Consider the following 13,325-nt stretch of genomic DNA (forward strand, 5'->3'; position numbering starts at 1 on the left):
AGGTATAGGTATGGTGGGCACAAGTGCAAGAAAGTGGAATTAAGCCATTGAAAGAGTTCGCACGAAAACTGAGGCCTTATCTTCACGGTATTATTGGATCGGCAAGTTATCCGCTCAACACCTGCACATTGGAAGGGATAAACAACAAAATAAAGTTAATCAAGCGAATGGGGTATGGGTATCGAGATACAGACTACTTCTTCTTGAAGATAAAAGCGGCTTTCCCCGGAAAGCCGCGATGAACCTTTTTTTATGGTGGTGAGCGAGTCTTAGTGCTGATCAAAGAAGTCTTTATTGCGTATGTATTTACTCATCAAGTGATAAGAGAATGGCCTAATCAACCAACTAAAGAGGGATCGCCCTAAGCGAATAAAAGTCGGTGTATTTTCATAGATACGCCCGTTATAAAGCCAAAGTATCTTTCCCACATGCCAATACAGTAAAGGCACTGGTGGCATGAAGGTTACAATGTCGATGTCACAACATATGCGGTAGGTCTTTTTACTCAAGCGATAATGTTTCTTGAAGCTCCAATCACCAATAGCAGGCTGCCCAAAGGTCACGATACGTTTTATGCAACCCGGGTATTTCTTGTCAAAATAATCCGCAAAGACACAACCAATCGCACCGCCAGAAGAGTGCCCAGTAATCGCGACTCTTTTGCCTTGTTCTAATAAGGGCGCGAGAATCGTTTCCAACCGCTCGATCACGTTCAAACCTAACTTATCTTCATTTCGACTCGGCTGGCTCTCTTGAAACATCAGATGATAAAATCCCGCATGAACTCCATAGTTAAGTCCAATTCTTTTGCAGCTTCTTGTCCATAAAGCAAAGTTAAGCAGCCAGTCTGAAACACTGTGCGACCCTTTAATGACGACCACTACCTCATCTTTGTCGTTACTCCACAGCACGCGAATCATGGTTTTACCAAACTGATTTTTGATGACTCTCTGACCGTTTGGAGCAAACCCATAACGAGTTTGTTTGAACCCACGAGAGTAAGCGAGATTACAAAGAACGGCATAGCGCTCATACTGGTATCTTTTTAGTGGTTTCACGGGAACTCATCGTTTAACTGTATCTTAAATACTATAGCCCTAGATTGTGAAGCAGAGATGAAGGGAGTTAATAAACGTTGGAATGACGTTCAGTTCGTATTAAAACGGTTCTGATTAACCGCTGTGATATTAATTTGTAATATTGTTTAATAATTATTAATAACAACTTGGGGTTGTTTAAAAAGTAAGATTTTTCAGGTTATGCAGTTTGTAACTCAGGTAAATACAATGCCTTACGTAACCTTACATTATTGGAAATTTAATATGATAGCATCTTCGAAATTTCGAAGATCTAAAGATAATGTAAAAGGTTCTATTCATGCTATCAAAAAGTCAATCGTATAAGTTAACGTTTTACGGGGTATTAAAAAGCTTATATAGATTACTTCCTATACTACCTTCAAAGATTAAGATGTCTAAGAACCTTAGGCTTGCTGAACTATATGTACAAAAAAAAGACTATAAAAACGCTATTAGAACGATAGAAGAGTTAGTCTACAAATTCGAAAAAAATGAATACTGTTTCATGTTATTGAATTTATATCTAATGAATGGTGATTTAGAAAAATCTAAAGCGCTTGAAGTGTCATTAGATTCGACCAGTGAAAGTACTAACCTTGTAAAGAGCTTGGATATCTTAAACTCAAGTGTGAACGATTCTGATAAAGTGGCTTTTATCAAATCGTACATTGCGAGCAAGGGTGCTTCTTCAGTACTTATTGATGTTAAAAGTGGAGGACAGCATTTAACTAAACTGTCTAAAGAGGAAAGGGACCTTATTAATAATACCAAGCTCTATCTAAAGCAGCGAAGAGATTGGAGCCGTAGGAATAGCCCACCGACTTACATCAAATCGCTCTATAGCAAAGGTGAGCAAAACAAAATTGATGAGTTGTTTAGTGATGTATTACCTATTGTAAGAGCGACCAAAGTATCTTTATCTGATCATGATAACTCAGTGATATCAGTACAAAATGGGTTTAGAGCAACCACAGGCCAACCAGAAACGGCAGATCGCCGAGTGCTTTTCTTCGGAGCATCAACAACTTTCTCGTATGGTATGAGCGACAAAAATACGATTGTCAGTCAAGTTCAGAAAAACATTAATAAAGTAACCGATAATGTAAGAGTTGAAAATCATGGCGTACTAGGGATGAATTTGCTTCTAGCAATGAATAATTTGGTACAAACGGAGATCAAGGAGGGTGATGTAATTGTTTTTTTCAACTTTGATGAATTCAAAAATGTTGAAGATTCATCTTTACTATCGATTGATCTTAACGATGTTGACCGAGGTGGCGACTTTTTCATTGATTTAAATGCGCGTCATTGTCATTACTCTCCTAAGGGGAACAAGGTAATGGGAGAGATCGTAACAAACAAGTTAATACCTGTGTTGAAAAGTGAACCTATAACGCCTCAATTCGACTTGGATAATAGAATGTTGTGTGTTCTAGAAAAGTTCAAGTACTTCCTGTTCAGACATACTGCGCAAGCACTTGAATCTTGTGAAATGAAATCTTACTTAGAGTTATTGGATCAACATGCTACAGATAATGAAGGTGTTATAGGCAGCGTAGCGGTTAATTGTAACCCAATTACTAAGGGACATTTACACTTAATCGAACACGCCGCAAGGAGTGTCGATAAGTTGTTCATTTTCGTTATCGAAGAAGATAAATCTTTCTTTAAATTTGAAGACCGATTTAAATTAGTTTTTGAAAGTACGAAGCATATTGGCAACGTCACCGTTATTCGAGGCGGAAAGTTTATTTGTACTGAACTGACTTACCCTGATTACTTCGATAAAGAAACTTCTGAGGCTAAGGCTGATGCATCGATGGAAGCATGGTTTTTCTGTGAGTACATAGCTAAGGCGCTGAATATTAGCAAGATATTCCTTGGGAATGAGCCAAAGTGTCAAATCACCCAACAATACAACGAAAAAATGCAGGAGCTGCTCCCATCATATGATATTGAAGTTGAAATCATTGAGCGTATTTCAACAAATGGTGTTGTGATCAGTGCTTCTAAAGTAAGAGAGTTCCTAGCTAATAGAGATTTTACGAGTATTGAAGCAATAGTACCTAAACCAACCTACTTATTTTTAAAAGAAAACTACTAAAAAGATTGTAGGTCTTTGATTAACTCGCTAAGCCAGTTTTCCGACTGGCTTTTTTATTTGAACTTTTAGGGTATTCCATTATTTTACCAGAGATTTAGATTCGTCTTGAGACGAATGCTCTTGGTTTTGTGTTTGCCATTTGCGCAATCTGTGGTAATTTCAATCTCCAAAGTGCGATAATTAATCACTTGAATTAAAAGATAAAATTTATTGTTGACGAAATTTTTCCATCCGTTAAAGTACACTTCGTTCTCACGGCTTAGGTTGCTGAGCGATGGTGTTCTATTTCAGTAATAGGCATGCATTATTGCGTTGCCCTGGTGGTGGAATTGGTAGACACAAGGGATTTAAAATCCCTCGGCGTTCGCGCTGTGCCGGTTCAAGTCCGGCCCGGGGCACCATCTATCTAGTTTCTACTTTTTAAGTAGAGTGATGAACAAAGAGTTGTTCTCTTAAATCACTATTAAAGGCGCCTTGGCAGAGTGGCTATGCAGCGGATTGCAAATCCGTGGACCTCGGTTCGACTCCGGGAGGCGCCTCCATATCTCTCTGATATCTAGAGTTGAATAATGAAAATGCGATACTAGCTCAGTTGGTAGAGCGCAACCTTGCCAAGGTTGAGGTCATCGGTTCGAACCCGATGTATCGCTCCAAATTTTGTAATGTTGATTAATTTCGACATTAAGATGGTGTTTTACTTTTCAGTAATCGGCATCGCAATAAAGAATTGCGTGCCCTGGTGGTGGAATTGGTAGACACAAGGGATTTAAAATCCCTCGACGTTCGCGTTGTGCCGGTTCAAGTCCGGCCCGGGGCACCATCTATTTGGTTGTTACCTTTCGGGGTAGGAATCAAAAGAGTTGTTCTCTTAAAACACTATTGAAGGCGCCTTGGCAGAGTGGCTATGCAGCGGATTGCAAATCCGTGGACCTCGGTTCGACTCCGGGAGGCGCCTCCATCATTCAAGTTGAAAGGCCAGCAGAAATGCTGGCCTTTTTGCTATCTGGCATTCTTATCTATCGACTTTTCCAAATTCCGTTGCCTACTGTTTATCAAAAGGGCATCTCTATCTCATAGCTCCTATCTTAGTAGCTCGTATTACCGGTTTTTGCACGATATGAAGGCGTAGGCTGAGCGAGTCGAGCGACTGATATCGTCGTGTACCAGAAACACTGCTGAACATTATTTATTGGTTAAGCCAGTAAACGGTTATGAGCAATGATTACGTGTGAAAATCTGGATAGGGAATTTAAGTAGTGCACCGGTAGTATTTCATCACTAAGGTTTTCATATTTATACACACTTGCTCATGAACGCATCGTGCTTTAGTCGCTAATTATCGTAATTATGACTACAAATGAAAATGATTGTCATTTACTTACGTTGTTGCTAGTCTTTTGTGAAATATTACAACAATCTTAATTGTGTGTTTGATTGCTTATTGAATCACTCTAAACCTTATCTAATCTACGGTTATTCGTTTGCTATGGCTTAAATTTAGCCACTTCTACCTCTTTTGTTCTACCCCTTTTGGGTAGTTCGATTTCGTAATTGATTTACATCATATTTTCATTTTCTTTCATAATTCATTATTCGCTTAGTTAAGAAATATATAACCTTCAGGAATTCTTATGAGCAAGATGAAGCTAGTCGTAATCGGTAACGGGATGGTAGGCCATCGCTATATCGAAGATTTAGTCGAGAAGACAGACGTTGCTAACATGGACATCACAGTCTTCTGTGAAGAGCCTCGCGTAGCCTATGATCGTGTACACCTTTCTTCTTATTTTTCACACCATACTGCGGACGAACTTTCTTTAGTTAAAGAAGGTTTCTACGAGAAACACGGCATCAACATGCTGATCGGTGAGCGTGCAATTAACGTTAACCGTGAAAAGAAAACAGTTTACTCAAGCACTGGTCGTGAAATTCAATACGACAAGCTAATCCTTGCTACTGGTTCATACCCATTTGTTCCGCCAATCAAAGGTAACGAAGGTAAAGACTGCTTCGTTTACCGCACAATCGAAGATTTGAAAGCTATCGAAGCAACCGCTAAGAATTCTAAATCTGGCGTTGTTGTTGGTGGTGGTTTGCTTGGTCTTGAAGCGGCAGGCGCACTAAAAGCACTTGGCGTAACTACGCACGTTGTTGAGTTTGCTCCAAAGCTAATGGCTGAGCAGCTTGACCAAGCGGGTGGTAACCAACTTCGCCAAAAAATCGAACGTATGGGCGTAAACGTACATACAAGCAAGAACACGCTTGAGATTGCTCCTGAAGGCACTGAAGCTCGTAACGTGATGCGCTTTGCAGACGGTACTGAGTTAGAAACAGATTTCATCGTATTCTCTGCAGGTATCCGCCCTCAAGACAAACTTGCTCGTCAAATGGGTCTGGGTATCGCGCCTCGTGGCGGCATCGAGATTAACGACCACTGTCAAACAACAGATAAAGACATCTACGCGATCGGTGAGTGTGCGTCATGGAACCAAACGTTCTACGGCCTAGTTGCTCCTGGTTACAAGATGGCGACAGTTGCCGTTGACCACATTGTTGGTAACGAAAGTACATTCGAAGGTGCTGACATGTCTGCGAAGCTTAAGCTTCTAGGTGTGAAAGTAGGTTCTATCGGTGATGCTAACGGTCGTACTCCTGGTTGTAAGAGCTACGTTTATCAAAACGAAGAGCAAGAAGTTTACAAGCGTCTAATCGTTTCTGAAGACAACAAGAAGCTGCTAGGTGCAGTAATGGTTGGCGACACGTCTGACTACGGCGATCTTCTACAGCTTATGCTGAATGAAATCGACCTACCTGAACATCCAGATGCGTTGATTCTGCCTGCACACGCTGGTGCTGAAAAACCAACACTTGGTGCAGACTCTCTTCCTGAATCTGCAGTTATCTGTTCTTGTTTTGATGTAACGAAAGGCAAGATCGCTAAAGCGGTTGCTGAAGGTCACCACACAATCGGTGATATTAAAGCAGTAACGGGCGCGGGTACTGGCTGTGGTGGTTGTATTCCACTAGTAACTTCAGTACTTAATGCTGAACTTGCTAAAGCTGGTGTAGAAGTTAAGAACGATGTGTGTGAGCACTTTGCTTACTCTCGCCAAGAGCTTTTCCATCTAATCCGCATTGAAGAAATTAAAACATTCGATGAGCTACTAGAGAAATACGGTAAAGGTTACGGCTGTGAAGTATGTAAACCTCTAGCTGGTTCTATCCTTGCTTCTTGCTGGGGTGAACACATCCTTAAGCCTGAGCTAGTGAAACTGCACGATACCAACGATAACTTCCTAGGTAACATGCAGAAAGACGGTACTTACTCTGTTATCCCTCGTATGGCGGGTGGTGAAGTAACACCTCAAGCGCTAAGCGTTCTGGCTGATGTTGCGGCTGAATACAACCTTTACACTAAGATCACTGGTGCACAACGTATCGGTCTGTTCGGTGCTCAAAAAGATGACTTACCAGCAATCTGGAAGAAGTTAATCGCAGCAGGTTACGAAACGGGCCAAGCTTACGCAAAAGCACTTCGTATGGCTAAGACATGTGTTGGTTCTACTTGGTGTCGTTACGGCGTTCAAGATTCAGTTGGTCTTGGTGTGATGATCGAGAACCGTTACAAAGGCATCCGTACTCCTCATAAGATGAAGTTTGGTGTGTCTGGTTGTACTCGTGAGTGTGCTGAAGCTCAAGGTAAAGACCTAGGTATTATCGCGACTGATGCTGGTTGGAACATGTACGTATGTGGTAACGGTGGTATGAAGCCTCGTCACGCAGACCTACTAGCAAGCGACTTAGACCAAGAAACGCTAATCAAGTACATCGACCGTTTCATGATGTTCTACATCCGTACGGCTGCTCCGCTACAACGTACTTCGGTATGGATGGATAACTTAGAAGGCGGTGTGGATTACCTACGTGAAGTTATCATCGACAATAAGCTTGGTATCAACGACCAACTTGAAGCTGATATTGCTGGCCTTGTAGACAACTTTGCTTGTGAGTGGACAGACACTATCAACGATGAAGCTCAACTTAAGCGCTTCGCTCACTTCATCAACGCTGATGACCGTGATGATAACGTTGTGTTTGTTGATGATGGCCGTGAACAACACCGTCCTGCGACATTCACAGAGAAACACCCTGAAGCGAAGGGCGATATCCTTCACGTTGAACTGGTTTAATTGGGAGACGACATCATGGCATTTACCAAAGTTTGTAAGATCGAAGACATTATCCCAGGTACAGGTGTTTGTGCATTGGTGGCTGGTGAGCAAGTGGCTATCTTCCGCCCAACAAAAGCTGAAGAAGTGCTAGCGATTAGCAATACAGACCCTTACTTTCAATCTAACGTGTTATCTCGTGGTTTGATTGTAGAGCACCAAGACGAGCTTTGGGTGGCTAGTCCACTTAAGAAGCAACGCTTTAACCTGACAACAGGTGTGTGCATGGAGGACGAGAACTTCAACGTGAAAGCGTACAAAGCTCGTGTGACTAAAGGCGCTGTAGAAATCTCTGCTTAATCTTTCGATGAGTAAGATTTGATAGTTCAAGGGTTCTAGTTATCGATATTGCCTTAACTCGGCAACTAGAACCTTTTCCTATCCAATTTTAACTTTCAAATTTAACTTTTAAGGACAACCTTATGTCTACTGATTTTAAACCGGCAGAATTCGTTCAAACAATGATCGATGTAGGTGAAGCTAAAACCAAGACGGGTACTCGCGATCTTCTGATCCGAAGCACTATGGCTGGTATTATCCTTTCTCTTGCGGTTGTAGTGGCTATCACGACTATCGTTCAAACAGGTATCGGTATTGTTGGCGCACTCGTGTTCCCAGTTGGTTTCGTTATTCTTAGTGTAATGGGTTACGACTTAGTAACGGGTGTATTTGGTCTTGCACCTTTAGCGAAATTCGATAACCGTCCAGGTATCACTTGGGGTCGTATTCTACGCTGTTGGGGTCTTGTTGGTCTGGGTAACCTTATCGGTTCTCTGATTGTTGCTTTCCTAGTTGCGGTTTCACTAACAGGTAACTTCTCTCTAGAGCCAAACGCTGTTGCTCAGAAGTTCATCGCAGTTTCAACTGGCCGTAGCCTAGGTTTTGAAAACATGGGTATGGACGGATGGATCACGTGTTTTGTTCGCGGTATCTTCTGTAACCTAATGGTTTGTCTTGGTGTAATTGGTAACATGACAGCGCGCACTGTATCTGGCCGTGTAGCAATGATGTGGTTCCCAATCTTCATCTTCTTCGCACTAGTATTTGAGCACACAGTAGTAAACATGTTCCTATTCCCACTGGGTATGATTCTTGGCGCTGACTTCGGTATCGCGACATGGTTGAACTTCAACCTTATCCCAACAATCCTAGGTAACATCGTTGGTGGCTTGTTCCTAACATGTGTTCCACTATTCCTAACTCACGCTAGAACAGCTCCTTCTCTAGGCGCTAAGTAAGTCGAATACTCTAGGTTAATGAGTAATTGATAAAGTGTGTAAGCCCCAAACTATTGATTTGGGGCTTTTTTGATCTCAACACTCTCTACTCAGATATCAGTGCACCTAAGTTGGGCTACATGTGCTCGGGAATGGTGCAAATATCAGTGTTTTCCAACGTAATAGATTGTTTTGTTATATAAACTTCTATCTTGATTAGAATTTATCGTGAAGTTTTACGGCAACAACTGATAGTCTAAGAAGTAGGGATATTGATGATTCATTGAATGATGAATTATCAAACAGAATTAAGCTTGAAATATAACAAGCTAACTTTCGGAGCAAAGTATGTCAGAAGTATCGCCATCGAATGTTAATAAAGAAAGAAATGGATTTGTATCACTGGTTGGTGCAGGGCCTGGTGACCCAGACCTGTTAACTTTAAAAGCAGCACGTGTCATCCAACAAGCGGATGTACTGGTTTACGATCGTTTGGTATCAAAAGATATCTTGGCGATGGCAAACCCAGAAGCAGAGATGTTGTATGTGGGTAAAAAGCTCGACCACCACTGTGTTCCACAAGACCAAATTAACCAACTACTGGTCACTAAAGCCCAGGAAAACAAGCACGTCGTTCGCCTTAAAGGTGGTGACTCATTTATCTTCGGACGTGGTGGGGAAGAGTGTGAAACGCTTGCCGAGAACGACGTTAAATTTGAAGTCATTCCAGGTATTACAGCCGCTGCGGGTGCTACGGCTTATGCGGGGATTCCACTGACGCATCGCGACCACGCTCAAAGTGTTCAGTTTATTACTGGCCATCTTAAAAAAGACGGTGAAGACATTGATTGGCAGTCTCTGGCGCAACACAATCATACCATCGTGTTCTATATGGGATTAAAAGAGAGCCCGAATATTCAAAAGAACCTGCTTGATAACGGAATGCGTGCGGATATGCCTGTAGCGATTATCGAAAATGGCACACGCCAAGAACAGAAGGTGTTTCGAGGTGGGTTGAGTGATTTAGCAAGCCTGGCTAGCGTCGCGACGAGCCCAGCCTTGATTGTTGTTGGTAGTGTGGCGCAACTCCATGAAAAACTTGACTGGTTTAACAAGTAGTCGAGTCTCACCAAATTTTTATGTTTTGAATTAGATACTGCAGCGGCTGTTTTGTCGCTGCATTTCTTGTTGGCGCATTGGCATTTCATCAATGATGTTGGTGATGAGGTTCCAATCCGTTTTACCATTCCATCTGTGCTTCTCTTTTCCGTCTTTACCAATTAATACTGCAGTGTGAGATCCTTTGGGAATCTCATAGATGCTGGTGACTGCTTCTAAGTTAAACTCTTCCTCCAGCCAAGTCGGGACGGTATATCCGCTTTCAGCTATCACCATGATGACGACATCACGTTCGTCCAATTGGCAGTTATTGATCAAGACTTCATTAAGAAACTCTTTTACCACAGAGTCTTCTTCCGGGGCGAAGTAAATGACGCTGCGATGAGGCAGTGGTTGTGAATGGGAGTAGGCTGGATAAGCAAACACTGAATGAGTGGTGAGGCTCAAAATCAACGCGGTGCTAACAGTTATTAGTTTGAGCAAAGTTAACCAACTACTGGAAGGAACTAGAGCGACCCTTGCGGTGTTGCTGATGCTTCCGTGCGATTTGTGTTTTTGTCGGTGTAGCATAGCCAACCTCCCTTTAGTAGCTTGTTAGCTTTACTTGTATCTCTAATTGCTAGCGCTTGTAAGACTGTTATCAAAGACAAGGACTAGCATCCAATTTGATAGACATCTATTAAGCATAGTTAGGATTGCCTTAAACATGCTTAGATTTACGTTAACCATAGCCAACAGGTTCATTTTTATTAGATAAAGCGACTCGCATTTTAGGGTTGAATAGAATAGGGTATACCGAAAATCTAAAGGTATGAATTTATGGAAAACATAGCTATTTTGGTCGACGTTCAAAACGTCTACTACACAACACGAGACAAATATCGCTCTAACTTTGACTACAACCAATTTTGGTATGTAGCAACAGAAGGTCGAAATGTTGTTGCGGCTCATGCGTATGCGATTTCTAGTCAAGATCCTAAGCAGCGTCAATTCCATCATATTCTGCGCGGTGTGGGTTTTGATGTGAAATTGAAGCCATTTATTCAGCGTCGTGATGGCAGTGCGAAAGGTGACTGGGATGTCGGTATTGCCTTAGATGCCATCGAACTAGCAGAGAATGTGGATACGATCGTTTTAGTTTCTGGAGATGGGGATTTTGAGATCCTTGTGGAAAGAATAAAACAACGCTTTGGTAAAAAAGTGGAAGTGTACGGTGTACCAGGTCTTACTGCTCAAAACCTTATCGATTCAGCGTCAAAGTTCGTTCCGATTGAAAAAGATTTCTTACTATAGAGTAAATCTCTCATTTTATAATTGAAATCAATGATAACGATAATTAAAATGCAAACTATTATTATTTATCGGTTTGTATGATGTCGCGCGTTTTAGTTGTTGATGATGATATTCAGTTGTGTGAATTATTGGGTGAAGTTCTAGAGAACGAGGGGTATCACGTTGATACCGTTCATTGTGGCGAGGCTGCGCTAGAGTTTATCCAATCCAATCCTGTGGATTTAGTGTTGCTTGATGTGATGCTGCCTAACCTCAGCGGCATTCAAGTCGCAAGGCGCATCTGTCAGCGTTTCGCTACGCCTATCTTGATGTTAACGGCACTCAATGACGATGCATCGATGCTTGATGGTTATCAAGCGGGTGCCGACCAATACATCGCTAAACCTTTCAATGTTCCTGAGCTATTGACTCGTATCAAGGTTATCTTACGTCGAGTTGGATTTGAGCGTCAGAGACAGTCTCTAGCTTCATCTAACCATGGTTTGTGTGAACAGATCTCTCGTTTACCCCTAACGGGTACAGAAAAAGATCTGCTTGATTATTTGATTAAGAATGACGGCATTGTTGTATCTAAGTCTGACTTACAAATACATGTCTTAAAGAAAGAGCTGTGTCCCTTTGATCGCAATCTAGACATGCACATCAGCAATATCCGCCGTAAGTTAGTACAGGCAGGCTTGTCTAAACAGCACATTAAAACGGTTCGTGGCAAAGGATATAGCTACCTAGAGTCGGTTGGAGCATGAGTACCAAGCTAATACGTTGCCCCGACTTCATTGCCAAGCGTAAAGATGGATTAACGTTTCAACTTTTCTCATATCTGACGATCATCCTTGTCAGTATCTTTATTTTTCAAGCGGTTGCAGAAAAAGCGTTGATGAAGGCACTACTTAAGGTGCCTGATTCTGTTAAGCAAGAAATGTTGGATCTTGCTTATCAAGCCAATGTGCTAATCGAAGATGGTGATATGGATGAGTTGGCTGACTGGGCCAATGCTCAACAGTATTATTTGTTTGTTTTAGACAAAGATAATCATCCGTTAACACATAGACACATGCACCCTCACTTTGAGTTCAAGTTACGTTTCTTAAGAACGTTGGATCATCAATTGGATGCCGTTGTGAATCGGCCGATCTTCGGCCTACCTTTAGAAAACGGTAATAGCTTAGTTATCCAATTACCGCACCGATTCCACCCCGCAAATTCGTTTGGTTTGTATTCGTCATTGATGAAGGTATTCATCGCTTTCATCATCTTGTCTTTGTTCTCTTTAATTATGGCTCGGAGGCTTCAGCAACCTTTGGATCGTTTGAGAGAGGCTAGCCGACGTTTAGCCGAAGGTGATTTCTCAGTGCAAGTCGTCTCTGAGTTGAAATCCAACACCAGAGAGTTTAATGAACTCGCGGTGGATTTTGATCATATGACATTTGAGATTAAATCATTGGCAGAGAAGCAACGCCGCTTGATTCGAGATGTCTCACATGAGCTGAGAACCCCTTTAGCAAGGCAAAACCTCGCACTGCATTTATTACGTAACAAGGTCGATGATAAGAGCGCTGGTTTGCTAGACCGTATGGAGAGTGAAACCGAAGAGATGAATAAGCTAGTGGGCGAGATCCTCGAATTTAGTCGCTTAGAAACCTCTCGCTACGATTCCAAGCTTAGCTTGATGCATCTAGAACAATATTGTTCGATGCTTATCGCGCAAATGCAAAATGATTTAAAGCCTAATCAGACGCTGGTGGGGGATTTAGAGACACCGACCTCGATGGTGAACATTGATGAGCGGTTACTGTTAAGAGTAATCGGGAATTTAGTTGGCAATGCGATTAAGTATGCAGGTGAGCATGCTCATATTTCGGTAACGACGTATGAAATGACAATCGATCAACGTTACAGTGTCATTTCTGTAGAAGATGATGGAGAAGGTATCCCTGATAACAAAATTGCAGGCATTTTTGATCCGTTTACTCGTATTGAATCAGCAAGAGACAAGCAGTCTGGTGGCTACGGTCTAGGCCTTGCCATCGTGAAAGAGGCAATGGTTGTGATGAATGGCCATGTGACGGCAGAGAATAGAGAAAGTGGGGGGCTCAGAGTGAATCTAATGTTCCCGATTAGTGAGCCCGCTAATTGATTTTGCCGCTCCGGTCAATATTCTGCGGGAGTCTTTATCTAGTACTTCTTAAAATCCATAAAAAACGCCACAGCAAATGCTGTGGCGTTTTTTTGTTTATAGCTAAAGCGTAGCCATTAATTACGCTTTAGCTTGAAGCAGGGCAGC

General features: G+C 42.0%; 10 protein-coding genes, 5 tRNA genes and 1 pseudogene. 14 read left to right on the forward strand and 2 right to left on the reverse strand.

Annotated features, from left to right (window positions below; all coding sequences use genetic code 11):
• Positions 1 to 20: 20 nt before the first annotated feature.
• Positions 21 to 242 (forward strand): annotated as a pseudogene (locus L1D55_RS20945) (transposase); the annotation flags it as partial.
• Between the two features lie 27 nt (positions 243 to 269).
• Here the strand turns inward: L1D55_RS20945 and L1D55_RS20950 are convergent.
• Positions 270 to 1,058 (reverse strand): lipase, encoded by a 789-nt coding sequence (locus L1D55_RS20950; RefSeq protein ID WP_239918703.1) that lies wholly within the window; start codon positions 1,056 to 1,058, stop codon positions 270 to 272.
• Between the two features lie 412 nt (positions 1,059 to 1,470).
• Between L1D55_RS20950 and L1D55_RS20955 the strand changes: the two genes are divergently transcribed.
• From L1D55_RS20955 to cobA, 10 genes are all read left to right on the forward strand, one after another.
• Positions 1,471 to 3,183, forward strand: a complete 1,713-nt coding sequence (locus tag L1D55_RS20955; protein WP_239918704.1) for a citrate lyase ligase — start codon at positions 1,471 to 1,473, stop codon at positions 3,181 to 3,183.
• Between the two features lie 314 nt (positions 3,184 to 3,497).
• Positions 3,498 to 3,584, forward strand: a tRNA-Leu gene (locus L1D55_RS20960).
• Positions 3,585 to 3,651: 67 nt separating this feature from the next.
• Positions 3,652 to 3,725 (forward strand) — tRNA-Cys (locus tag L1D55_RS20965).
• Between the two features lie 35 nt (positions 3,726 to 3,760).
• Positions 3,761 to 3,836: transfer RNA gene (locus L1D55_RS20970), tRNA-Gly, on the forward strand.
• 80 nt (positions 3,837 to 3,916) lie between these two features.
• A tRNA-Leu gene (locus L1D55_RS20975) sits at positions 3,917 to 4,003 on the forward strand.
• Positions 4,004 to 4,067: 64 nt separating this feature from the next.
• Positions 4,068 to 4,141: transfer RNA gene (locus L1D55_RS20980), tRNA-Cys, on the forward strand.
• A 673-nt stretch (positions 4,142 to 4,814) separates the two neighbouring features.
• Positions 4,815 to 7,373: a nitrite reductase large subunit NirB gene (gene nirB, locus L1D55_RS20985; RefSeq protein WP_239918705.1), complete on the forward strand. Its 2,559-nt coding sequence runs from the start codon at positions 4,815 to 4,817 to the stop codon at positions 7,371 to 7,373.
• 15 nt (positions 7,374 to 7,388) lie between these two features.
• The gene (gene nirD / locus L1D55_RS20990; protein ID WP_239918706.1) at positions 7,389 to 7,712 is read left to right on the forward strand and encodes a nitrite reductase small subunit NirD; all 324 of its coding nucleotides are present in this window, start codon (positions 7,389 to 7,391) and stop codon (positions 7,710 to 7,712) included.
• A gap of 122 nt (positions 7,713 to 7,834) precedes the next feature.
• The gene (locus L1D55_RS20995; protein ID WP_128164421.1) at positions 7,835 to 8,650 is read left to right on the forward strand and encodes a formate/nitrite transporter family protein; all 816 of its coding nucleotides are present in this window, start codon (positions 7,835 to 7,837) and stop codon (positions 8,648 to 8,650) included.
• Between the two features lie 327 nt (positions 8,651 to 8,977).
• Positions 8,978 to 9,748, forward strand: a complete 771-nt coding sequence (cobA, locus tag L1D55_RS21000) for a uroporphyrinogen-III C-methyltransferase (RefSeq protein WP_239918707.1) — start codon at positions 8,978 to 8,980, stop codon at positions 9,746 to 9,748.
• A gap of 30 nt (positions 9,749 to 9,778) precedes the next feature.
• Here the strand turns inward: cobA and L1D55_RS21005 are convergent, their stop codons facing one another.
• Positions 9,779 to 10,318, reverse strand: coding sequence for a DUF4174 domain-containing protein (locus L1D55_RS21005; RefSeq protein WP_128164417.1), 540 nt, complete (start codon positions 10,316 to 10,318; stop codon positions 9,779 to 9,781).
• A 249-nt stretch (positions 10,319 to 10,567) separates the two neighbouring features.
• Between L1D55_RS21005 and L1D55_RS21010 the strand changes: the two genes are divergently transcribed.
• From L1D55_RS21010 to L1D55_RS21020, 3 genes are all read left to right on the forward strand, one after another.
• Entirely contained in the window at positions 10,568 to 11,041 is a 474-nt protein-coding gene (locus L1D55_RS21010) for an NYN domain-containing protein (protein WP_008219741.1), read from the forward strand.
• 80 nt (positions 11,042 to 11,121) lie between these two features.
• Positions 11,122 to 11,787, forward strand: coding sequence for a response regulator transcription factor (locus tag L1D55_RS21015; RefSeq protein WP_032498470.1), 666 nt, complete (start codon positions 11,122 to 11,124; stop codon positions 11,785 to 11,787).
• Positions 11,784 to 13,178 carry a sensor histidine kinase gene (locus tag L1D55_RS21020; RefSeq protein ID WP_239918708.1) on the forward strand — a complete coding sequence of 465 codons (1,395 nt, stop codon included), beginning with the start codon at positions 11,784 to 11,786 and terminating at the stop codon, positions 13,176 to 13,178. Before L1D55_RS21015 ends, L1D55_RS21020 begins: the two co-directional genes overlap by 4 nt.
• Positions 13,179 to 13,325: the final 147 nt, after the last annotated feature.

The organism is Vibrio sp. Isolate22 (genome assembly GCF_022398115.1).
Classification (GTDB): domain Bacteria; phylum Pseudomonadota; class Gammaproteobacteria; order Enterobacterales; family Vibrionaceae; genus Vibrio.